At 61.4% G+C, this 22,045-nt stretch carries 23 protein-coding genes; 14 read left to right on the top strand and 9 right to left on the bottom strand.

Annotation, left to right across the window (positions count from 1 at the left end; all coding sequences use genetic code 11):
* Positions 1–130: 130 nt before the first annotated feature.
* From nuoG to BM403_RS03000, 10 genes are all read left to right on the top strand, one after another.
* Complete coding sequence (gene nuoG / locus BM403_RS03045; RefSeq protein ID WP_093541537.1) at positions 131–2,845, top strand: NADH-quinone oxidoreductase subunit NuoG; 2,715 nt, start codon at positions 131–133, stop codon at positions 2,843–2,845.
* Complete coding sequence (gene nuoH, locus BM403_RS03040; RefSeq protein WP_012724954.1) at positions 2,842–3,849, top strand: NADH-quinone oxidoreductase subunit NuoH; 1,008 nt, start codon at positions 2,842–2,844, stop codon at positions 3,847–3,849. Before nuoG ends, nuoH begins: the two co-directional genes overlap by 4 nt.
* Positions 3,850–3,860: 11 nt before the next feature.
* Positions 3,861–4,409, top strand: a complete 549-nt coding sequence (nuoI, locus tag BM403_RS03035; protein ID WP_003174725.1) for an NADH-quinone oxidoreductase subunit NuoI — start codon at positions 3,861–3,863, stop codon at positions 4,407–4,409.
* Between the two features lie 9 nt (positions 4,410–4,418).
* Positions 4,419–4,922: an NADH-quinone oxidoreductase subunit J gene (nuoJ, locus tag BM403_RS03030; RefSeq protein ID WP_003174726.1), complete on the top strand. Its 504-nt coding sequence runs from the start codon at positions 4,419–4,421 to the stop codon at positions 4,920–4,922.
* Between the two features lie 2 nt (positions 4,923–4,924).
* Positions 4,925–5,233 carry an NADH-quinone oxidoreductase subunit NuoK gene (gene nuoK / locus BM403_RS03025; protein ID WP_093541535.1) on the top strand — a complete coding sequence of 103 codons (309 nt, stop codon included), beginning with the start codon at positions 4,925–4,927 and terminating at the stop codon, positions 5,231–5,233.
* Positions 5,230–7,083: an NADH-quinone oxidoreductase subunit L gene (gene nuoL, locus BM403_RS03020; RefSeq protein WP_012724955.1), complete on the top strand. Its 1,854-nt coding sequence runs from the start codon at positions 5,230–5,232 to the stop codon at positions 7,081–7,083. Before nuoK ends, nuoL begins: the two co-directional genes overlap by 4 nt.
* Positions 7,084–7,123: 40 nt before the next feature.
* Positions 7,124–8,656, top strand: coding sequence for an NADH-quinone oxidoreductase subunit M (nuoM, locus tag BM403_RS03015; protein ID WP_003232072.1), 1,533 nt, complete (start codon positions 7,124–7,126; stop codon positions 8,654–8,656).
* Between the two features lie 7 nt (positions 8,657–8,663).
* Positions 8,664–10,127, top strand: a complete 1,464-nt coding sequence (nuoN, locus tag BM403_RS03010; protein WP_093541533.1) for an NADH-quinone oxidoreductase subunit NuoN — start codon at positions 8,664–8,666, stop codon at positions 10,125–10,127.
* A gap of 238 nt (positions 10,128–10,365) precedes the next feature.
* Complete coding sequence (locus tag BM403_RS03005) at positions 10,366–10,716, top strand: type II toxin-antitoxin system RelE/ParE family toxin (RefSeq protein WP_065872221.1); 351 nt, start codon at positions 10,366–10,368, stop codon at positions 10,714–10,716.
* Positions 10,706–11,020, top strand: coding sequence for a helix-turn-helix domain-containing protein (locus BM403_RS03000; RefSeq protein WP_010209571.1), 315 nt, complete (start codon positions 10,706–10,708; stop codon positions 11,018–11,020). Before BM403_RS03005 ends, BM403_RS03000 begins: the two co-directional genes overlap by 11 nt.
* A gap of 60 nt (positions 11,021–11,080) precedes the next feature.
* On the opposite strand, the gene BM403_RS02995 is transcribed toward BM403_RS03000, so the two are convergent.
* Both BM403_RS02995 and BM403_RS02990 read right to left on the bottom strand, forming a co-directional pair.
* Positions 11,081–11,833 (bottom strand): outer membrane beta-barrel protein, encoded by a 753-nt coding sequence (locus BM403_RS02995; RefSeq protein ID WP_093541531.1) that lies wholly within the window; start codon positions 11,831–11,833, stop codon positions 11,081–11,083.
* 133 nt (positions 11,834–11,966) lie between these two features.
* On the bottom strand, positions 11,967–12,794 hold the full coding sequence (locus BM403_RS02990) for an arylamine N-acetyltransferase family protein (protein WP_093541529.1): 828 nt from the start codon (positions 12,792–12,794) through the stop codon (positions 11,967–11,969).
* A gap of 120 nt (positions 12,795–12,914) precedes the next feature.
* On the opposite strand from BM403_RS02990, the gene BM403_RS02985 reads away from it, so the two are divergent.
* Positions 12,915–13,151, top strand: coding sequence for a DUF6555 family protein (locus tag BM403_RS02985; RefSeq protein ID WP_012724960.1), 237 nt, complete (start codon positions 12,915–12,917; stop codon positions 13,149–13,151).
* Between the two features lie 81 nt (positions 13,152–13,232).
* Here the strand turns inward: BM403_RS02985 and BM403_RS02980 are convergent, their stop codons facing one another.
* The gene (locus BM403_RS02980) at positions 13,233–13,433 is read right to left on the bottom strand and encodes a DUF6021 family protein (RefSeq protein WP_046035532.1); all 201 of its coding nucleotides are present in this window, start codon (positions 13,431–13,433) and stop codon (positions 13,233–13,235) included.
* Positions 13,434–13,467: 34 nt separating this feature from the next.
* Entirely contained in the window at positions 13,468–13,644 is a 177-nt protein-coding gene (locus tag BM403_RS31825) for a hypothetical protein (RefSeq protein WP_163825853.1), read from the bottom strand.
* Positions 13,645–13,757: 113 nt separating this feature from the next.
* On the opposite strand from BM403_RS31825, the gene BM403_RS02975 reads away from it, so the two are divergent.
* Positions 13,758–14,279, top strand: coding sequence for a DUF3087 family protein (locus tag BM403_RS02975; protein ID WP_093541527.1), 522 nt, complete (start codon positions 13,758–13,760; stop codon positions 14,277–14,279).
* A gap of 60 nt (positions 14,280–14,339) precedes the next feature.
* Here BM403_RS02975 and BM403_RS02970 read toward each other — a convergent pair whose 3' ends face one another.
* From BM403_RS02970 to BM403_RS02945, 5 genes are all read right to left on the bottom strand, one after another.
* Positions 14,340–15,470, bottom strand: coding sequence for an MFS transporter (locus tag BM403_RS02970; protein WP_093541525.1), 1,131 nt, complete (start codon positions 15,468–15,470; stop codon positions 14,340–14,342).
* A 70-nt stretch (positions 15,471–15,540) separates the two neighbouring features.
* Positions 15,541–16,905: an MFS transporter gene (locus tag BM403_RS02965; RefSeq protein ID WP_093541523.1), complete on the bottom strand. Its 1,365-nt coding sequence runs from the start codon at positions 16,903–16,905 to the stop codon at positions 15,541–15,543.
* 86 nt (positions 16,906–16,991) lie between these two features.
* Positions 16,992–17,378 (bottom strand): BufA1 family periplasmic bufferin-type metallophore, encoded by a 387-nt coding sequence (locus tag BM403_RS32435; RefSeq protein ID WP_371913989.1) that lies wholly within the window; start codon positions 17,376–17,378, stop codon positions 16,992–16,994.
* Positions 17,379–17,611: 233 nt separating this feature from the next.
* Complete coding sequence (locus BM403_RS02950) at positions 17,612–18,010, bottom strand: hypothetical protein (protein WP_043205546.1); 399 nt, start codon at positions 18,008–18,010, stop codon at positions 17,612–17,614.
* A gap of 180 nt (positions 18,011–18,190) precedes the next feature.
* Positions 18,191–19,066 carry a Dyp-type peroxidase gene (locus tag BM403_RS02945; RefSeq protein WP_093541521.1) on the bottom strand — a complete coding sequence of 292 codons (876 nt, stop codon included), beginning with the start codon at positions 19,064–19,066 and terminating at the stop codon, positions 18,191–18,193.
* A gap of 138 nt (positions 19,067–19,204) precedes the next feature.
* Between BM403_RS02945 and BM403_RS02940 the strand changes: the two genes are divergently transcribed.
* Both BM403_RS02940 and BM403_RS02935 read left to right on the top strand, forming a co-directional pair.
* Positions 19,205–20,821: an NADP-dependent glyceraldehyde-3-phosphate dehydrogenase gene (locus tag BM403_RS02940; protein WP_093541519.1), complete on the top strand. Its 1,617-nt coding sequence runs from the start codon at positions 19,205–19,207 to the stop codon at positions 20,819–20,821.
* Positions 20,822–20,863: 42 nt separating this feature from the next.
* The gene (locus tag BM403_RS02935) at positions 20,864–21,925 is read left to right on the top strand and encodes an FUSC family protein (protein WP_093541517.1); all 1,062 of its coding nucleotides are present in this window, start codon (positions 20,864–20,866) and stop codon (positions 21,923–21,925) included.
* The last annotated feature ends 120 nt before the right edge of the window (positions 21,926–22,045 follow it).

The following is a 22,045-nucleotide window of genomic DNA, read 5'->3' as shown; positions in this document are numbered from 1 at the left end:
AAACAGGCGAAGGGTCCGTGCCCTTCACCTGCTCATGGGCTGACGCCGTAAAGGCTGTGTTGATGCCCATGAATAACAAGATTCCATTAGCCACGCCCGCTGACAACGGGCCAACGAAGAACTTTGAACCATGGCCACTATCCACGTAGACGGCAAAGCGCTCGAAGTCGATGGGGCGGACAACCTGTTACAGGCATGTCTCTCACTCGGCCTCGACATCCCGTATTTCTGCTGGCACCCCGCGCTTGGTAGCGTCGGTGCCTGTCGCCAGTGCGCGGTCAAGCAGTACACCGACGAGAACGACACGCGTGGTCGTATCGTCATGTCCTGCATGACCCCAGCCACCGACAACACCTGGATCTCCATCGACGATGAAGAATCCAAGGCGTTCCGCGCCAGTGTCGTCGAATGGCTGATGACCAACCACCCCCACGACTGCCCGGTCTGTGAGGAAGGCGGTCACTGCCACCTGCAAGACATGACGGTGATGACCGGCCACAACGAGCGCCGCTATCGCTTCACCAAGCGTACCCACCAGAACCAGCAACTGGGCCCGTTCATTTCCCACGAAATGAACCGCTGCATCGCCTGCTATCGCTGCGTGCGCTTCTATAAGGACTACGCCGGCGGCACCGACCTCGGCGTATTCGGCGCCCACGACAACGTGTACTTCGGTCGCGTTGAAGACGGCGTACTTGAAAGCGAGTTCTCCGGCAACCTCACCGAGGTCTGCCCGACCGGTGTGTTCACCGACAAGACTCACTCCGAGCGCTACAACCGTAAGTGGGACATGCAATTCTCGCCGAGCATCTGCCATGGCTGCTCCAGCGGTTGCAACATCTCCCCAGGCGAGCGCTACGGCGAACTGCGTCGCATCGAAAACCGCTTCAACGGCTCGGTCAACCAGTACTTCCTGTGCGACCGGGGCCGTTTCGGCTATGGCTACGTCAACCGCGAAGACCGCCCACGCCAGCCGCTGGTGGCCGATGGCGCCAAGCTGAGCCTCGACGCGGCGCTGGATAAAGCCGCCGACCTCCTGCGCGGCCGTAACATTGTCGGTATCGGTTCGCCGCGTGCCAGCCTCGAAAGCAACTACGCGTTGCGTGAGCTGGTGGGCGCCGAGCACTTCTACTCCGGTATCGAAGCCGGTGAGCTGGAGCGCATCCGCCTGGTCCTGCAAGTGCTGAACGACAGCCCGCTGCCCGTTCCGAACATGCGCGACATCGAAGATCACGATGCGATCTTCGTGCTCGGTGAAGACCTGACCCAGACCGCCGCGCGTATCGCGCTGTCGCTGCGCCAGTCGGTGAAAGGCAAGGCCGAAGACATGGCCGACGCCATGCGCGTCCAGCCTTGGCTCGATGCCGCCGTGAAAAACATCGGCCAGCACGCGCTGAACCCGCTGTTTATCGCAAGCCTCGCTGAAACCAAGCTCGACGATATCGCTGAAGAATGCGTCCATGCGGCTCCAGATGACCTGGCGCGCATCGGTTTTGCCGTGGCCCACGCCCTGGACGCCAGCGCACCGGCCGTCGAAGGCCTGGACGCTGAAGCCGGTGAACTGGCCCAGCGCATCGCCGACGCCCTGTTGGCCGCCAAGCGCCCATTGATCATTGCCGGCACCTCCTTGGGTTCCAAGGCACTGATCGAAGCCGCCGCCAACATCGCCAAGGCCTTGAAGCTGCGCGACAAGAACGGTTCCATCAGCCTGGTCGTGCCGGAAGCCAACAGCCTCGGCCTGGCCATGCTCGGTGGCGAGTCGCTGGACGCCGCGCTGCAAGCGGTGACCGACGGCAACGCCGACGCCATCGTGGTGCTGGAAAACGACCTGTACACCCGCACCGATGCCGCCAAGGTTGACGCTGCGCTGAACGCCGCCAAAGTCCTGATCGTCGCCGACCACCAGAAAACCGCCACCAGCGAGCGCGCCGACCTGGTGCTGCCGGCCGCCACCTTCGCCGAAGGCGACGGTACCCTGGTCAGCCAGGAAGGCCGCGCCCAGCGCTTCTTCCAGGTGTTCGATCCGAAGTACATGGACGCCAGCATCCTGGTCCATGAAGGCTGGCGCTGGCTGCATGCCCTGCGCGCCACCTTGCTGAACCAGCCAATCGACTGGACTCAGCTCGACCACGTCACCGCCGCCGCCGCCGCAAGCGCGCCGCAGCTGGCGCGGATCGTCGACGCAGCACCGTCCGCCGCGTTCCGCATCAAGGGCATGAAACTCGCCCGTGAGCCGCTGCGTTACTCCGGTCGTACCGCCATGCGCGCCGACATCAGCGTGCATGAACCGCGTACCCCGCAAGACAACGACACCGCGTTCGCCTTCTCCATGGAAGGTTACTCGGGTTCGGTCGAGCCCCGTCAACAGGTGCCGTTTGCCTGGTCGCCGGGCTGGAACTCGCCACAGGCCTGGAACAAGTTCCAGGACGAAGTCGGGGGTCATATCCGCGCTGGCGACCCAGGCACCCGCCTGATCGAGACCCAGGGCGACTCGCTGAACTGGTTCGCTGCCGTACCGCGTCCGTTCAACCCGGCCCAGGGTACCTGGCAGGTTGTGCCGTTCTTCCACCTGTTCGGCAGCGAAGAGAACTCTTCGAAAGCCGCGCCGGTACAAGAGCGCATTCCAGAAGCCTACGTATCCCTGGCCAAGTCCGAAGCCGACCGCCTGGGCGTCAACGACGGTGCCCTGCTCAGCCTGAACGTGGCCGGCCAGACCTTGCGTCTGCCGCTGCGCATCAACGAAGCATTGGGTGCCGGCCTGGTTGCACTGCCTAAAGGCCTCGCCGGCATTCCACCGGCGATCTTTGGCAAAACCGTTGACGGTCTGCAGGAGGCAGCGCAATGACCTGGTTCACCCCTGAAGTGATCGACGTGATCATCTCGGTCGTCAAGGCCATCGTGATCCTGTTGGCCGTGGTCGTCGCGGGCGCCCTGCTCAGCTTCGTCGAACGTCGCCTGCTGGGCTGGTGGCAGGACCGTTACGGTCCGAACCGCGTTGGCCCATTCGGCATGTTCCAGATCGCTGCCGACATGCTGAAAATGTTCTTCAAGGAAGACTGGACCCCACCGTTTGCCGACAAGGTGATCTTCACCCTGGCACCGGTCGTGGCCATGAGCGCCTTGCTGATCGCCTTCGCCGTTATCCCGATCACCCCGACCTGGGGCGTGGCGGACCTGAACATCGGCTTGCTGTTCTTCTTCGCCATGGCCGGTCTGTCGGTCTACGCGGTGCTGTTCGCCGGTTGGTCGAGTAACAACAAGTTCGCGCTGCTGGGCAGCTTGCGGGCCTCGGCCCAGACCGTGTCCTACGAAGTGTTCATGGGCCTCGCGCTGATGGGCATCGTGGTGCAGGTCGGCTCGTTCAACATGCGCGACATCGTTGAGTACCAAGCGCAGAACCTGTGGTTCATCATTCCGCAGTTCTTCGGCTTCTGTACCTTCTTCATCGCTGGCGTCGCCGTGACTCACCGTCACCCGTTCGACCAGCCGGAAGCGGAACAGGAACTGGCCGACGGTTACCACATTGAATATGCCGGTATGAAATGGGGCATGTTCTTCGTCGGTGAATACATCGGCATCATCTTGATCTCGGCCCTGCTGGTCACACTGTTCTTCGGCGGCTGGCACGGTCCATTCGGCATCCTGCCGCAGTTGGCGTTCTTCTGGTTCTTCCTGAAGACCGCGTTCTTCATCATGTTGTTTATCCTGCTGCGCGCTTCCATTCCGCGTCCACGGTACGACCAGGTGATGGATTTCAGCTGGCGCTTCTGCCTGCCACTGACCCTGATCAATTTGCTGGTGACTGCTGCCGTTGTGTTGTTGAACACGCCAGCGGCCGCGGTTCAGTGAGGATTTGACCCATGTTCAAATATATTGGCGACATCGTTAAGGGTACCGGTACCCAGTTGCGAAGCCTGGTGATGGTGTTCGGTCACGGCTTCCGCAAACGCGACACCCTGCAATACCCGGAAGAAGCGGTGTACCTGCCGCCGCGCTATCGCGGCCGCATCGTGCTGACCCGCGACCCCGATGGCGAAGAGCGTTGCGTAGCCTGCAACCTGTGCGCCGTGGCGTGCCCGGTGGGTTGCATCTCCCTGCAGAAAGCTGAAACCGAAGACGGTCGCTGGTACCCGGACTTCTTCCGCATCAACTTCTCGCGCTGCATTTTCTGCGGCCTCTGCGAGGAAGCTTGCCCGACCACCGCGATCCAGCTCACACCGGATTTCGAGATGGCCGAGTTCAAACGTCAGGACCTGGTGTACGAGAAAGAAGATCTGCTGATCTCTGGTCCCGGTAAAAACCCTGATTATAACTTCTATCGTGTTGCAGGTATGGCCGTTGCCGGTAAGCCGAAAGGCGCCGCACAAAACGAAGCCGAGCCGATCAACGTGAAGAGCTTGCTGCCTTAAGGAAGAAAGATGGAATTCGCTTTCTATTTCGCATCGGGTATCGCGGTTGTGTCCACGCTTCGCGTGATCACCAACACCAACCCTGTGCACGCCCTGCTCTACCTGATCATTTCACTGATCGCCGTGGCCATGACCTTCTTCAGCCTCGGCGCACCGTTCGCCGGTGTGCTGGAAGTGATCGCCTACGCCGGCGCCATCATGGTGCTGTTCGTGTTTGTGGTGATGATGCTCAACCTGGGGCCGGCTTCGGTCGCCCAGGAGCGCGTCTGGCTCAAGCCCGGCATCTGGCTCGGCCCGGTTGTCCTCGCAGCCCTGCTGCTGGGTGAACTGCTGTATGTGCTGTTCGCTCACCAGAGCGGCCAGGCCATCGGCCACACCACCGTAGACGCGAAAGCCGTGGGCATCAGCCTGTTCGGCCCGTACCTGCTGGTGGTCGAACTGGCGTCGATGCTGCTGCTCGCCGCAGCCATCACTGCCTTCCACTTGGGCCGCAACGAAGCCAAGGAGCAATGACGATGCCTGCTATCCCTTTGGAGCATGGTCTGGCGGTCGCCGGCATCCTGTTCTGCCTTGGCCTGCTCGGCCTGATGGTCCGCCGTAACATTCTGTTCGTGTTGATGAGCCTGGAAATCATGATGAACGCCGCCGCACTGGCGTTCATCGTTGCGGGTGCACGTTGGGGCCAGCCGGATGGACAAGTCATGTTCATCCTGGTGATCAGCCTGGCAGCCGCCGAGGCCAGTATTGGCCTGGCGATCCTGCTGCAACTGTATCGTCGCTTCCACACGCTTGATATCGACGCTGCCAGTGAGATGCGCGGATGAACATGATCTTTCTGACTTTCGTATTCCCCCTGATCGGTTTCCTGCTGCTGTCGTTCTCCCGTGGACGCTGGTCGGAAAACCTCTCGGCCCTGGTGGGCGTGGGTTCCATTGGCTTGTCGGCCATCGTTGCCGCCTATGTCATCTGGCAATTCAACGTGGCGCCGCCGGAAGGCGGTCACTACACCCTGGTACTGTGGCAGTGGATGTCGGTGGAAGGCTTCAAGCCTAACTTCGCCCTCTACGTCGACGGCCTGTCGATCACCATGCTCGGCGTGGTTGTCGGCGTGGGCTTCCTGATCCACCTGTTCGCGTCCTGGTACATGCGCGGTGAAGCGGGTTACTCGCGCTTCTTCTCGTACACCAACCTGTTTATCGCCAGCATGCTGTTCCTGGTGCTCGGCGATAACCTGTTGTTCCTGTACTTCGGTTGGGAAGGCGTGGGCCTGTGCTCGTACCTGTTGATCGGTTTCTACTACAGCAACCGCAACAACGGTAACGCGGCACTTAAAGCCTTTATCGTCACCCGGATCGGCGACGTGTTCATGGCCATCGGTCTGTTCATCCTGTTCCAACAGGTGGGCACGCTGAACATCCAGGAACTGCTGGTGCTGGCACCGCAGAAATTCCAGGTCGGCGACTTCTGGATCACCCTAGCCACCCTGATGCTGCTGGGCGGCGCCGTGGGTAAATCCGCGCAACTGCCCCTGCAAACCTGGCTGGCGGACGCGATGGCGGGCCCTACCCCGGTTTCCGCACTGATCCACGCGGCAACCATGGTCACCGCCGGTGTCTACCTGATCGCCCGTACTCATGGCCTGTTCACCCTGGCACCGGATATCCTGCATCTTGTAGGCATCGTCGGTGGCGTGACCCTGGTACTCGCCGGTTTCGCCGCGCTGGTGCAGACCGATATCAAGCGGATCCTCGCCTACTCGACCATGAGCCAGATCGGCTACATGTTCCTGGCCCTGGGCGTTGGCGCCTGGGACGCGGCGATCTTCCACCTGATGACCCACGCCTTCTTCAAGGCCTTGCTGTTCCTGGCCTCCGGTGCGGTGATCGTTGCCTGCCACCACGAGCAGAACATCTTCAAGATGGGCGGCCTGTGGAAGAAGCTGCCACTGGCCTACGCCAGCTTCATCGTCGGTGGCGCCGCACTCGCAGCCCTGCCGCTGGTGACCGCCGGTTTCTACTCCAAGGACGAAATCCTCTGGGAAGCCTTTGCCAGCGGTAACCAGAACCTGCTGTACGCAGGCCTGGTGGGTGCATTCATGACCTCGCTGTACACCTTCCGCCTGATCTTCATCACCTTCCACGGTGAAGCCAAGACCGAAGCACACGCAGGCCACGGCATCTCGCATTGGCTGCCATTGTCGGTGCTGATCATCCTGTCGACCTTCATCGGCGCGCTGATCACCCCGCCCTTGGCCGGTGTACTGCCGGAAAGCGCCGGCCATGCCGGTGGCGCCGCCAAGCACAGCCTGGAAATCGCCTCGGGCGCCATCGCCATCGCCGGTATCCTGCTCGCGGCCCTGCTGTTCCTCGGCAAGCGTCGCTTCGTGACAGCCGTTGCCAACAGTGGCATTGGCCGCTTCCTGTCAGCCTGGTGGTTCGCCGCCTGGGGCTTCGATTGGATCTACGACAAACTGTTCGTCAAGCCCTACCTCGCCATCAGCCACATGCTGCGTAAAGACCCGCTCGACCAGACCATCGGTTTGATCCCGCGTGCCGCCAAGGCCGGTCACACCGCCCTGAGCCGCAGCGAAACCGGCCAATTGCGTTGGTATGCAGCTTCCATGGCGGCCGGTGCCGTGCTGGTGATCGGCGCCATCGTGGTGGTGGCGGTATGACTATGAACTTTGCGAACTTGCGAAAGGAAACGAGCCCGTCATGATTCTGCCCTGGCTAATCCTGATCCCCTTTATCGGCGGCCTGCTCTGCTGGATGGGTGAACGCTTCGGCGCCACCCTCCCCCGCTGGATTGCGTTGCTGACCATGTCCCTGGAACTCGCACTCGGCCTCTGGCTGTGGGCCCATGGCGACTATTCATTTGCTCCGGCACCGGGTGTCGATCCGACCTTCGCGCTTGAATTCAAGCACGTGTGGATCCAGCGCTTCGGCATCAATGTGCACCTGGCCCTCGATGGCCTGTCGCTGTTGATGATCCTGCTGACTGGCCTGCTGGGTATCCTCTCGGTACTCTGCTCCTGGAAAGAGATCCAGCGTCACGTGGGCTTCTTCCACCTGAACCTGATGTGGATCCTGGGCGGCGTGGTCGGCGTGTTCCTCGCCCTCGACCTGTTCATGTTCTTCTTCTTCTGGGAAATGATGCTGGTGCCGATGTACTTCCTCATCGCGCTCTGGGGTCACAGTTCTTCGGACGGCAAGAAAACCCGGATCTACGCGGCGACCAAGTTCTTCATCTTCACCCAGGCTTCCGGCCTGATCATGTTGGTGGCGATCCTGGGCCTGGTACTGGTCAACTTCAACAGCACGGGCGTGATTACCTTCAACTACGCCGACCTGTTGAAGACCAAGATGTCCCTGACCACCGAGTACATCCTGATGCTGGGCTTCTTCATCGCCTTCGCGGTGAAGCTGCCGGTGGTGCCGTTCCACTCCTGGTTGCCTGACGCTCACGCCCAGGCGCCGACCGCCGGTTCCGTGGACCTGGCCGGTATCCTGCTGAAAACCGCTGCCTACGGCCTGCTGCGTTTCGCCTTGCCGCTGTTCCCGAATGCTTCGGCCGAGTTCGCGCCGATCGCCATGACCCTGGGTCTGATCGGGATTTTCTACGGCGCGTTCCTGGCCTTCGCACAAACCGACATCAAGCGTCTGATCGCCTTCTCGTCCGTTTCCCACATGGGTTTCGTACTGATCGGCATCTACTCCGGCAGCCAACTGGCGCTGCAAGGCGCGGTGATCCAGATGTTGGCCCACGGTGTTTCGGCCGCTGCACTGTTTATCCTGAGCGGTCAGCTGTACGAGCGCCTGCATACTCGTGACATGCGTGAAATGGGTGGCGTGTGGTCGCGCATCGCGTACCTGCCGGCGATCAGCCTGTTCTTCGCTGCTGCATCCCTGGGCTTGCCGGGTACCGGTAACTTCATCGGCGAGTTCCTGATCCTGATGGGTGCCTTCGTGCAGACGCCGTGGATCAGTGCGATTGCTACCTCCGGCCTGGTGTTTGGTTCGGTCTACTCGCTGATCATGATCCACCGCGCCTACTTCGGCCCGGCCAAGTCCGACACCGTCCTGCAAGGGATGGATGCGCGCGAACTGATCATGGTGCTCGGCCTGGCGGTACTGCTGATCTACATCGGCGTGTACCCGCAACCGTTCCTGGACACTTCTGCCGCAACGATGCATGGCGTGCAGCAGTGGTTCGGCACCGCCTTCTCTCAACTCGCTTCGGCCCGGTAAGAGCGCTATGGAATTCACGATCCAACACTTTATCGCGCTTGCGCCGCTGCTGATCAACAGCCTCACCATCGTGGTGGTGATGCTGGCGATCGCCTGGCGCCGCAATCACTCGCAAACGTTCCTGCTGTCCTGTGCCGGTTTGAACCTGGCCCTGCTCTCGATCATCCCGGCCCTCAAGGTCGCACCACTGGCGGTCACGCCATTGATGATGGTCGATGACTTCGCGTTGCTGTACATCGCGCTGATCCTGGTCGCGACCCTGGCTTGCGTCACCCTCGCCCACGCCTACCTCGGCGAAGGCGGCACTGGCTACCCAGGCAACCGCGAAGAGCTGTACCTACTGATCCTGCTGGCTGCGGCCGGTGGCATCGTGCTGGTCAGCGCGCAGCACCTGGCGGGCTTGTTCATCGGCCTGGAACTGCTGTCGATCCCAACCTACGGCCTGGTGGCCTATGCCTTCTTCAACAAGCGCTCCCTGGAAGCCGGCATCAAGTACATGGTGCTGTCGGCGGCCGGTTCCGCGTTCCTGTTGTTCGGTATGGCCCTGCTCTACGCCGAAGCCGGCAACCTGAGCTTCACCGGTATCGGTCACGCCCTGGCGGCCACCAGCATGCCTGCGCCGATTGCCCAGTTGGGCCTGGCCATGATGCTGATCGGCCTGGCGTTCAAGCTGTCGCTGGTGCCCTTCCACTTGTGGACCCCGGACGTGTACGAAGGCGCCCCGGCGCCGGTGGCTGCGTTCCTGGCCACCGCATCGAAAGTGGCTGTGTTTGCGGTGATGGTGCGTCTGTTCCAGATCTCCCCTGCCGCCAACACCGGTGTGCTGAGCACCGTACTGACCGTGATCGCCATCGCGTCGATCCTGTTCGGCAACCTGCTGGCCCTGACGCAGAACAATCTGAAGCGTCTGCTGGGTTACTCGTCCATCGCTCACTTCGGCTACCTGCTGATCGCCCTGGTGGCGAGCAAAGGCCTGGCCGTGGAAGCCATGGGTGTGTACTTGGTCACCTACGTGATCACCAGCCTCGGCGCGTTCGGCGTGATCACGCTGATGTCCTCGCCGTTCAAAGGCCGCGACGCCGACGCCCTGTACGAATACCGCGGCCTGTTCTGGCGCCGTCCGTACCTGACCGCCGTACTGACTGTGATGATGCTGTCCCTGGCCGGTATCCCGCTGACTGCTGGCTTTATCGGCAAGTTCTACATCGTCGCCACCGGCGTTGAAGCGCACGAGTGGTGGCTGGTTGCCTCGCTGGTCCTGGGCAGCGCCATCGGCGTGTTCTACTACCTGCGCGTGATGGTCACCCTGTACCTGATCGAGCCAAACCTGCGTCGTGTGGATGCCGAGCTGCATTGGGAACAGAAGGCAGGCGGCGTGATGCTGCTGGCCATCGCCCTGCTCGCGTTCTTCCTGGGTGTTTACCCACAACCGTTGCTCACCCTGGTGCAGCACGCGGTGCTGGGCGTTTGATCGCTTAGCGGGATGCAGCAAACAAAACGGCGCCTTCGGGCGCCGTTTTGCGTTTCTGGGGCCGGTGCTTTTACCCTCCTCTACTCAGGGAAATTTCCTCCTCCACCTGCCTCCTTATCTGGCATCTACCCGATGAGGGCCGCCGTATGGTGTTTGCGTTTTAGGAAAGTTCCCACAGCAGGGTCACTTGACCCAAGGCGGGTGGGCCACCAAACTATACGCAGACTACGTACAGAACATGGATGCTCTATTTATCGAACTGCCGGCCTTCGAGCGGCATCGCAAGGACTATCTGAGTGACGAGCTTTTCCACGGTTTCCAACAGGCGTTGATGAAGAACCCGGAAGCGGGAGACGTGATCGAGGGAACAGGCGGTTTACGCAAGGTTCGCTTTGTCGACGAACGACGCAACAAAGGCAAGCGCGGTGGCCTGCGGGTCATTTACTACTGGTGGTCGGGCGGCACGCAATTCTGGTTATTCACCCTGTACGGCAAACATGAACAGGACGACCTGACGCCACAGCACAAAAAAGCCCTAAAACACATGCTGGACAGGGAAATCAAAGCGAGAACACATCATGAAACGTGAAATCTTTTCCGAACTGGTCGAAGGCTTCGACGCCCTGGCAAACGAACGCCAAGGCAAAGTCACCCTGCGGACCCACAAGGTTCATCTCAACAACCTGGAGCCGCTCACCGCAGAGGAAGTGGTCGCCGTGCGTCAACAGCTCAACCTCTCCCGTGCCGTCTTCGCCATGTACCTGCGCACCAACACGCGTACGCTGGAAAACTGGGAGCAAGGCCGGGCCAAACCTAATGCCCAGGCCGCCACCCTGATTCGCCTGGTGGCGCGTTTTCCCGAGACTGTGGCACAACTTGCGGCGTTGGGTTGACCTGCAATGACCCCAATAAAAACGCCCCGAACATTCGGGGCGTTTTCCATTACAACGGCGTCAGAATGCGATACCGACCTTGAACCCGTACTCATCACGCTTGAGCTTGGTGTTGTCGGCCACGTCGGAATCACCGTCGAGCTTGTATTCGGTGCGGGTGTAGTACAGGCCTGCCATCACCGGCAAGTCGCCTTTCTGATTCATCAGCAGGCTGACTTCGGCGTATGGGTTGGTGCGGTCCTTGAGGTCCACGGTGTCGCTGCCAACGTCATCCACCTTGAGCCTGGTGCGGCCATCGATAGTGCGACGGGCGCCGGCTTCGACGCGCAGGGTCATGTCATCGAACTGGTGGTTGTAGCCCAGGGCCGCCTTGGCGAACGGCGATTTATTGGTGAGCTTCACATCAAGGTTGTTGATTTCCGGCTCGTAGCGGGTCCAGCTGTAGCCCCCGCCCACGATCACGTCGACAAAGTTGCGCGCATCCAGCGCGGCGCGCCAGCCGAGATCCAGGTCGGCCTGGCCTTCCTTGAGTTTGTTGTCGCTCTTTTCGCCGTACTTGGCTTCGATACCGGCTTGGTAGATGAAACCGGATTCGGCGGTGAGCTTGTTGCCAAAGTTGTAGAACAGGCCCGCTTCCGGCATGTGGCTCTTGTCGCTTTGGCTGCCGCCTTCGAATTTGAAGTCGTTGTAGCTGCCCAGGATCCCGAAAATGGAAATCGGGTCGGTGGACGGTGCGGCGAACACCGCGGCAGGCGCAGCGACCAGCGCCAGCAGCGAGGAACCCTTGAGGAATTTTCCGAATAGCTTGGACATCGTTTTACATCTCCTTGTCTGGTGAGCAAATTATTCAGGAACCGCTTCGAACCCTTGCTGGCGCGAAAGGTTCGAATTAATTTGCACCGATTTGAAGGTAAAACGGTTCAGCGAAGGCTCTGGATCAATACTCTCAAGAAACAGCCACTACGAGGCTATCAAGGATCTGGCGAAGCGACGCCGAGACCGGCACTTGAATGTCAAAGGTCCTGCCCAGCACATCCAGCAGCTCATCGGCACTGCCGAGCGTGCGCTTTTCGCTCGGCCGATCCAGGTAATGAACCGCGTAGCTGGCGTTGTTCAAGGTATAGCGTTTACCCGGCGCCAAGCGTGCGACTTTCAGCTGGCCCACAAAGGGCGAGCCCGGGTGCGTGGAGACGTACCAGTTGCCGATTTCATAGTCGATGCCCGTCTGTACTTGCAGATCGAACACATACAAGCCGCGCCACTCCCCGGCCACTTGCGCCCACAGCGTGTAACTGCCCTGCCCGTCGAAGGTCAGGCGATAAGGTTCATGCGCCGTGACCTGCAGCGCTTCAGTGTCCAACTGCAACGGGCTGCTGGGCACCATGCCGCCAAAGCCGACATCGCTGATATAACGCACGCCGTCCAGGGTCACCAGGCTCAAGCGATGGGTGCGCGCCGTGTGCGCATCCGGCGGCCCTCCCATCACCACCCGGCCGGTAATGCCGCGTGCATCAAAGCCGAGTTCCTGCAACAGCGCCAGGAACATCTGGTTCAGCTCATAGCAATAACCACCCCGTCCCTCCAGCAGCACTTTTTGCTCGACACTGGGCAGGTCGATCGGCACCGGCAGGCGCATCAACGTCGACAGGCTTTCGAAAGCAAAGGTGCACACATGGCGCAGTTGCAGAGTCTGCAACGTCTGCAAGGTCGGCGCTGGCGGCGCGTCATAGCCCAGGCGTTGCAGATAGAGGCGGCTATGGGTCAGCAGAGGCATGGCGCAATCCTTGGGCGCGAGATGAAGACGTCACTATGCCGCGCCAGCATGCAGATTGTCATTTTGAATGAACCTTTTTGAACGCTCCCGTATCCATCTATAACAACACAGGGAGGCAACATGAGTACCGCAAAAATCTACACCATCCACTACCAACTGCATGGCAAACCGAAGTCCTTTGTGGTGCGTGCCGAAGTGATGAACAACGCCGAGGCCTGGCACTGGGCGGCGGTCGATGCCGATATTGCGCACGTGAGTCGCGTGGGCCGCGTGGGGCACGAGCAGGTGAAGAAAACGACTCGGCCGTGGGCTGAAAAGTTTGGGATTACTGAAGTGACGTGGGTTGCGCCGAAGTAATCAGATGTCGCTAGACGAAGAAGGAAAGAATGCAACACCACCTGTGGTGAGGGAGCAAGCTCCCTCATCACAACGCTGGTTTTATGGCTTCAAGTCGCCCAACGGATCATAGGCCGGCTTCTTTTCATCCTTGTCTTTCTTGTCCTTATCCAACGGTGCAATAGCCGGGCCGATCGGATCAACCTGCGGATCCGCCACGTCCGGCGAATCCGGGTCAAAACCCAGCTCATCCTTACCGCTGGAATGCTCGTCTGAAGACGGGCCTTTCGGAGTATCAATCACGGTGCTCTCCTTATAAAAAACGGACGGGCCTTGTTTAAAGCGGGCGGGCCTTGTCGTGGAGGTTTTCCAGGTCTTCCTCTACGCGTTCTACGTCGTCGTCCTGACGCTCCGCCGGGTCGTTGGGACGCAACGCATCGTTGTCGCGCTCCTCCTCACCGGGTGTGCGGTCAGGGTTCGGCGTGCCGGGCGGTGGCTGGTTGTATTCAGACATGATGGTTCACCTCAAAGGGTCTACACAGGTTTAGAGAAACCGCCCTGCGCCATCGTTCAACTTGTTTGCCCAAGCGTGAGATGATGCTGGCCCCTTCTGGAGATACGACCCGGATGTTCGAGCTCAAACCCTGCGACCCTGTCACCTTCCGCCAGCAGACCCGGCGCAGCACGCTGATTGTCGCGGTGCTGTTCCTGGCCCTGGCCATGTTGCTGTCGAGCCTGGCGGTGATGCTGTTCGGCGAGCCCGGCGGTGACAATTTACGTTTCAATGTCGGCGGCGTTTTCGCCGGGGTGCTGATCACCGTGGCGCTGGTGCGTGGCCCCTTCTGGACTCAGCCGTGGCTGGCGCCGGCGGTGTATGGCTGGCAACTCAAGCGCTGCCTGATGAGCGTGACCAATGTGATGCACAAGGTCACCGAGCAGGTCCAGGCCAGTGACCCGACGGCGATCAAAGTGCTGCGTTTCTATCACCTGGGCCTCACGCAGATGCATGAACTGGATGCCAACTCCAGCGCCCAGGTGCAGTTGGTCGCCGAGGTCGAGGCACATAAAGCCAAGATGCAGGCGCTGGGGATCGATATCGAGCAAACCCGTTTCGACCCCGCCTGGCTGCAAGTGCTTAAAAGCGCTTAAACCTGAGGGACTCGCACGCTTACGAAATGCTCTTGAACGGACACACACCACCTCACGGCGTCATTTGGAAAGCTTTGCCCGCCAGCAGAACACCGCGCTCACCGCAATCGCCAAGCCCGCCAGACCGAACACCCACGGCGCCGAGGCAATCGGCAGCAGCAGGCCGGCGAGCAAGGGCCCGAGGCCGGCGCCGATATCCCGCCACACGGCATTCGAGGCCAGGGCCGACACGCGCATCGAACCGGGGTTGCGCTCGGCCACCAAGGTGGTCACCAGCGGCAGTTGCAGCGCGCGCAGCACCAGCACCGCCGCCGCACCGACGATCACCCAGTAACTGCCGAATGCGGTCAGGGCCAGCGCACTCAGGAACGAAAACAGCAGCAGCATCGAGGTGGCGCCAAAGCGCTGGGCCGCACGGCCGCCCAGCGGGCTCAGGAGCATTTCCGAGACATAGCGCAGCGCCATCAGGCCACCGGCGATCAATACCGCATCACCGCCCAGCAGCTTCTGCGCCTGGATCGACAGGCCGAAGATAAACAGGCCATCCAACGCCACCCCTTCGATAAACGACCACACCGCCACGCTGTCCGGCCACTTGAAGCGCCGCCCCGGCGTGCTGTGCAAATCATGCCCCACCGTCGGCAAGCCGCGCGCCATCCACACGCCCACCAGGCAGCACCCGGCCAGAATCAGAAAGATCGGACGCGGCCCGGCCCACAGCGTCAACCAGCCGCCCAACGGCAGCGCCAGCATCGGCCCGAGGGCGATCAGCGCACGGGAACGCCCGGCCCGGCGTGCGGCGCCGGCCGGTTCCGAGGTGGCCAATACTTGGGTGGACAGGTTCAACGCGGCAAAACACAGGCCCCACACCAGCCGCAGCCCCAACAACGCAGCGAAACCCGACAACAGCGAGTTGCCCACGGCGCACAGGGTCGCCGCACCGGCGGCAATCATGCAGGTCAGGCGGTCGCCGTTGCGCGCGTAGAAATTGAGCACATGCCGGTAGCCGAAAATCCGCACCAGGCGGTTAGCCGCCAGCAGCACCCCGGCCTGGGCCAGGGTGATGCCGAACGCCTGGGATTCCATCGGCAGCAGCAGGTACAGCAGCACATCACTGGGCAAGCATAAAGCCAGGGTCAGCGCAGCGCGGCGGGAGTTCGTATCAGCGGTACGGAGGGCCAGGCTGGACATAAATCTGAAACATCCCGAAATATTCAGGTCGCCACGGTAGCCTTCCACACCGGTGTTTTACAACGCCCAATCATGGCTTTTTCCCATAGGGCAACAGACGCAAGCCACTCGCCACGGCCCCCACCGCTGCAAACCCGCAGCCCAGCCACAGCGCAGAGTGCGGGCCGCTGGCCAGGGACAGGTGGAAACACAAGGCCACCAGCGACGCCCCCAGCGTTTGCCCCAGTAAGCGCGAAATCGCCACGATGCCGCTCGCCCCACCGCTGCGGGCCAACGGCGCACTGGTCATCAACGCCTTGAGGTTGGGTGACTGGAAGAATCCAAACCCGGCGCCGCACAGCGCCATGCGCCAGCCGATATCAAACGCCGAGGCGCCGCTGTCCAGGCTGGCCAATGCGGCCATCCCCACGCTGAGCATCAACAGGCCGATGCCGCACAGCAAACCCAGGGACACCCGGTCGGCGAGGCGCCCCGCCACCAGCGCCATCACCGCGACCACCGCCGGCCAGGGCGTCATCAGGAAACCGGTTTCCACCTGGCTATGGCCCAGCACCGCCTGCAACAAGAAGGGCAGCGACACAAAGGCCAGGCCCTGGGCGCTGAAGGCACAAATAGCGGTCAGGGAAGACAAGGCAAACACCGGGCGCTTGAACAGGTCCAGTGCCAGCATCGGCGCCGGGTGCCCGGCCTGGCGCCGCAGCAGCAAGGCGCCGCACACCAGCGCCACGGCGATCAGGCCCAACGTCAGCGCGCCCTGAGCACCGTGCACGGCCGTGCCGAGCCCCAGCACCAGCAGGGCAAACAGCCCGGCACATAACAACGCCGCGAGTCGGTCAAAGGCATGCCCGGTCATCGGCAACGTGGGTAATGAACGCAGGCCCAGTGCCAAGGCAAGCAAGCCCAGCGGCACGTTGATCAGGTACAGCCAGTGCCAGGTCGCCACCGACAGGATCGCCGACGCAGCAGTCGGCCCTAACGTAAATGCCAGCCCCACCACCAACGAGTTATAGCCCAGGCCGCGCCCGAGCATTTTTGACGGGTAGATATGCCGCAGCAGCGCCGTGTTGACACTCATGATCGCCGCCGCCCCCAGACCTTGCGCCACCCGCGCGGCAGTCAACGTCAGCAGCGACCCGGCCAGGCCGCAAAACAACGACGACACGATAAACAGCAGCAGCCCGCCGAGATACACCCGGCGGTGCCCCAGCACATCACTGAGCGACGCAAACGGCAGCACCGTGGCAATGATCGCCAACTGGTAGGCGTTGACCACCCAGATCACCGACGCGGAATCAGTGCCGATGCCCTCAGCCAGGGTCGGCAACGCCGTGTTGACGATGGCCGTGTCCAGGGTCGCCATGCCGATCCCCAGGGAGATCGCGATCACGGCAGGCAGGCGTTTATTGAGGGGCAACCCATCGGCAACAGAAGACATGAACAATCCGCGCAGGTGACAAAGGCCTTTAGATTAAGGGCTGCGGCGATTTTTTTCAGTGCTGGATTGGGTGGCTGTCAGTATTTTCATGTTCGCCAGTGCCCGGTCCTCGCCATCACGCCCACGGCTTCGGCAAAACCGGCTTGGGGCGCCGTATTCAGCGTGACAAGCCCCACACAACGGCTCGGCCTCAACACCGCTGCACGCGTGGCCACCCGCCCGCCCACTTCCACGCCTGCCAACACCGCCTCGGGGATATGCAGGGCATTCATCAGTTCCAGCACATCCTGGCCGAGCACGGCGTCATCCTGCTCACGCCAGGTGCCTTTGCCTGCGGCGCAATCGTTGGCACCGGCGAGGGATACGCCGAAGCATTTTTCCTGGGGCTTGGGCTCATCGGCATGGGCCACGGTGGCGAAAGCGCTGAGGGACAGGGCGAGGGTTGCCGCGAGGGCTGCGTAAGGACGCTTCATGGGGTGAGTCTCCTGGCTTGACTGAGTATGGCCAGGGCGCCTTGGGGGTCGATGACCGCCTGCGCCAACTGGTGAACAGAGTTAACGCCAGGCGTGTATCCGGTCTGTGTCGCGAACGCGATAGAACGTCATGCGGGTGTATCAGGAGGGTGCGGGGATACAGTTCGATACACAGTCACTGACACAGTGCTGAAAACCGACCCTCGCCCCAGGAGGTGGAAAACAGGTCACGATCAATAGGTAATCTGCAGGGTGGGCCCTTGCACCGTCATGCAGCGATTGCAGGCCAACTGGTCAGCCGCCATCTGGGGGTTCCACGGCCCGATGACACCGTCGCGCTTGCCCTTGTCATCCACTGAGTCCAGTGCGGCCATCACGTTGTCGCGATTGGGCTTGAGCAGTTCCCGGGCCAGTTGCGTTTCTTTATCTTTTTGCGCGTCGCCCGTCAGCGAACGACCGGCCACTTCGCGGATTTTATCCGTCGTTGCATTCGGCGTCGTGGGGTGTTTGAACGCTTGGAAATTGTCACCAAAGGCTTTGGCCAGGTCCGAATCCGACATCTTCGAAAAGGGCGTGGACGCCGGACTTGGCGGCGGTGAGGCGTGCGATATGGAAATACGTGAAATCAGCATGTGTGAGCGCTCCTGGACGGTTCGACGATTGCGCCTTGCATCCCGTATGACAGACACCCGGCAAGTAGCGAGTGTGTGGCGGCGTGTGCTGAGACGGTTCCAGCGTGCCTGCGAGGCAGGCACCTGCGCGAATCAGGCGGATCGTGCTGAAACTATCCCACGCAAGCCAGCGCTCACCGTCTAGAGGTTTGCTGCCGGGAGGATCGCACTCAGGTCCAAATGGCCATCCTTCAACGGCGGGCACCAGTAGTAACCGCCGGTCAACGGCGTGCTGATGCGGTACAGGCCATCGACAATCCCGTCTTCCAGGCCGCTCATGCGGCGCAGTTGCGCCTCGAACGCATCGAAGGAGTGGCCGAACGCGAGGAACATCAACCCGGCCTGGCCGTTCTCGGCCCATGGCATCGAGCGGCGTACCACGAAGGCTTCCGGGGTGAAGCTTTCCTGGGCGGTGCGCTTGGTGTGGGCGGATTCGGGGGCGTCTTCGAGTTCTTCGTTGTCACCATGGCGGCGGCCGATGATGTGATCGCGCTCTTGTGCAGGCAAGGCGGCGAAGCCGTCGAGGTCGTGCTGCCATTGCTGGAGGGCGGCGAAGCTGGCGCCGCTGTCGGTCAGGGCGGCTTCAACCGCCGCGTCGTCGTGGGGGTTTTCGGTGCCGTCTTCGTAGTCGGTGAGGTCGAAGCCCGTCTTGTAGCGGAAGCCTTCGATCATCTGCACCTGCCGAAACGCCGGGGCCAGGGCCTTTTCAACAGCGCGGCTGCGCAACAGCAGCTCACCGCGATCCACTCCATGCAGCCACACCCACAACGCCTGTTGGGTGGACGGGTTGTGCGCGCCCGGCCCGCTGACCATCGGGAAGGCGCGTAGGCCTTCAATCCGGGCGCCGAGTGCGGTGACCAGCGGCTCACCCACCCCGATCACTGCCGCCGAATCGGCCCACTGCACCAGTGCGTCCAGCGCAGCGGGCACGGCGGCCAGGGAGTCCACGGCAAAAAACAGATGACGTGCCTGCAACGGCACCGGTGCGGCAAGAATGCCCGGCTGGTACTGACTCATGTGAACTCCTTCAAGAAAGCCGCGCAGTTTACCCGGCGAGCGCCCCTGTGCGTACTGCAAAGCGCACAAGCCTTGCCATAGAGCCCTGTGTTGGGTGACTCTCTAGTCATGTTTTGCAACTATTCCAGGGGTAGCGACATGACCACCAGCAACCTGCTCACCCAGCTGTTTCCCACCTCCGCCGCCGATATTCCCGAACAGTTCCGCCTGGCGGCGCCTATCGAACAGCGTGATTACCTGGTCGACGGCCAGTTGCAGGTATGGAGCGGCCCCTTGGCCCAAGTCCTCAGCCCGGTGCAACTGGGCGATGCACGCGTGCACATCGGCAGCACGCCATTGCTGGATGCCGACACCGCCCTCACCGCCCTCGACGCCGCCGTGCGCGCTTATGACCGTGGCCAGGGCGAATGGCCGACGATGCGCGTGGCAGACCGCATCCAGCATGTCGAAGCGTTCTTGCGGCGCATGCGTGAACAGCGTGATGCGGTGGTCAAGCTGCTGATGTGGGAAATCGGCAAGAACCTCAAGGATTCGCAGAAAGAATTCGACCGCACCTGCGACTACATCACCGACACCATCAATGCCCTCAAGGAACTCGACCGTCGCTCCAGCCGCTTCGAGCTGGAACAGGACACCCTCGGCCAGATCCGCCGCGTACCACTGGGCGTGGCGCTGTGCATGGGCCCCTACAATTACCCGCTGAATGAAACCTTCACCACGCTGATCCCGGCGCTGATCATGGGCAACACCGTGGTGTTCAAGCCGGCCAAGCTCGGTGTGCTGCTGATCCGCCCGTTGCTGGAGGCATTCCGCGACAGCTTCCCGGCCGGGGTGATCAACGTGATCTACGGCAGCGGCCGCGAAACGGTCAGCGCACTGATGGCCAGCGGCAAGATCGATATCTTTGCGTTTATCGGCACCAACAAGGCCGCCAGCGATTTGAAAAAGCTGCACCCCAAGCCGCACCGCCTACGCGCGGCGCTGGGCCTGGATGCGAAAAACCCCGGCATCGTGCTGCCTGAGGTGGACCTGGACAATGCCGTCAGTGAAGCCGTCACCGGTTCGTTGTCGTTCAATGGCCAGCGCTGCACCGCGTTGAAAATCCTGTTCGTGCATGAAGATGTCGTCGACAGTTTTATCGACAAATTCAATAAAAAAGTCGCCACGCTCAAGCCCGGCATGCCGTGGGAAGACGGTGTGGCGCTGACGCCATTGCCCGAAGCAGGCAAGGTGGATTATCTCAACAGCTTGGTAGCCGATGCCGCGCAACACGGCGCCAAGGTGGTGAATGAACACGGGGGTGAAAGTCGCGGCACGTTTTTCTACCCGGCGGTGCTGTACCCGGTGAACCCGCACATGCGCGTTTACCATGAGGAACAGTTCGGCCCGGTGGTGCCGATCGTGCCTTACCGTGACCTGGAGACCGTGACCGAGTACGTGCTGGACTCGGATTTCGGCCAGCAACTGAGCCTCTTCGGCACCAACGCCGTGGAGGTCGGGCGCCTGGTGGACGCCTTCGCGAACCAGGTCGGCCGTATCAACATCAACGCCCAGTGCCAGCGCGGCCCGGACACCTTCCCGTTCAATGGGCGCAAGAACTCGGCCGAAGGCACGTTGTCAGTGCATGACGCCTTGCGCGTGTTCTCCATCCGCACGCTGGTGGCGACCAAGTTCCAAGAGAGCAACAAGGCACTGGTCAGCGACATCCTGCGCAACCGTGACTCAAGCTTCCTGACCACCGACTACATCTTCTGAAAACAACACACACCCCTGAATTTTGAGGCCACTTTAAGACCGATGAACCTGCCCTTCTTCGCCCGGCGCCTACTGCGCCCCTTGCTCGACCCGTACCGCCGTTATCGCCATGCCAAGCTGATCCACGCCGTGCGCGTGTCCATCGGCTTGCTGGCCACCATTCTGCTGACCACCGGCATCAACCTGCCCCACGGTGAGTGGGCCTCGGTGACCATGCTGATCGTGATCGGCGGCTTGCAGCACCACGGCAATATCGGCAAGAAAGCCGTGGAGCGCGCCTACGGCACCTTGATCGGCGCCAGCGTCGGTTTGGTGCTGGTGGTGCAACAGGCTTATTTCGGCCAGCCGTTTTTGACCTACCTGTTGATGTCGGCGGTGTGCGGGTTCTTTTCGTATCACGCCATCGGCAAGGGCGGCTATATAGCGCTGCTGTCGGCAATCACCGTGTTTATCGTCGCGGGCCATGGAGACAACCCGATCTCGGACGGCCTGTGGCGCACGGTCGATATCCTGATCGGCATCGTCCTGGCCCTGGCGTTCTCCTTCGCCCTGCCGCTGTACGCCGTGTACTCCTGGCGCTACAACCTGGCCAGCGCGCTGCGCGATTGCGCCGAGATTTACAGCCGGATCATTAATGGCGAGTCAGTCACCGACGATCAACACCTGAAGCTGCTTAACCGGCTGAATGCGGCGATGTTGCAGTTGCGCTCGTTGATGCCGTCGGTGTCCAAGGAAGTGCGGATATCGATGACCGAACTGGACACGATCCAACGTCATCTGCGCATGTGCATCAGCACCCTGGAGATTCTCGGCAATACGCGCCCGGATCCGCGGGATGAACAGGCGACGGCACGGATGCAGGTGATGTTGAAGGCCGAGCACCGGCAGATTCGAGTGCAATTGGTGGGGATGGCGCGGGCCTTGAAGTCGGGGGTAACGGAGCGATTGGAGCGGCCGAGTCACGCCAGCGGTGCAGAGACTGTGCTGGACGTGCCGGTGTATAGCGCGTTGGATGGCTATCGGCTGCTGACGTTGCAGCTGGCGCAGAATGTGGATGCGATGCGCCAGCGGCTGGCCAAGAGTGCGGGTCGTTGGAAAATCTGAATCCGCTCGCCGAAATAGGAAAATTCCCAAACATTTACGGATTTCAAGGTTTTCACACTTTGCCTTACAAAGTTTTCACGTTTTATTCACATCGCGGAACGTAGGGTGAAGCCTCATCCG

Source organism: Pseudomonas sp. OV546, assembly GCF_900116845.1.
GTDB classification, from domain to species: domain Bacteria; phylum Pseudomonadota; class Gammaproteobacteria; order Pseudomonadales; family Pseudomonadaceae; genus Aquipseudomonas; species Aquipseudomonas petroselini.
This window is presented reverse-complemented; position numbering and strand designations above follow the sequence as displayed.